The 441-nt window shown below is 46.0% G+C and carries 1 protein-coding gene; it reads left to right on the plus strand.

Annotated elements, in window-relative coordinates; translation table 11 throughout:
* Positions 1-188 precede the first annotated feature (188 nt).
* The coding region (locus K0039_RS25480) for a TraD N-terminal domain-containing protein (RefSeq protein WP_228106914.1) at positions 189-441 on the plus strand (253 nt) is incomplete at its 3' end.

Raw genomic sequence — 441 nt, forward strand, 5'->3', positions numbered from 1 at the left:
CAGTTTTCACACGAGAGTGACTGGTCTGAAATATTGCGCCTGACTGATATCGTGCTGGAAAAAGTTTCTTCCGGCAGACCAGCAGGCGGCTATCACCACCGGTATACAGGGTATACATGGTTTGTTCTGTGAATGCATTCCACACCTCTCTTTTTCTGCTCTGTTCCTGACTTTACCGGAGTTTCATCATGAGTTTTAACGCAAAGGATATGACCCAGGGCGGTCAGATTGCGTCCATGCGTATCCGCATGTTCAGCCAGATCGCCAATATCATGCTTTACTGCCTGTTTATTTTTTTCTGGATCCTCATTGGTCTGGTCTTATGGGTAAAAATAAGCTGGCAGACGTTTATCAACGGCTGTATTTACTGGTGGTGTACGTCACTGGAAGGCATGCGGGATTTAATAAAATCCCAGCCGGTCTATGAGATCCAGTATTACG

The organism is Terrisporobacter mayombei, from assembly GCF_020748465.1.
In the GTDB taxonomy this organism is placed as follows: Bacteria; Bacillota; Clostridia; order Peptostreptococcales; family Peptostreptococcaceae; genus Terrisporobacter; species Terrisporobacter mayombei.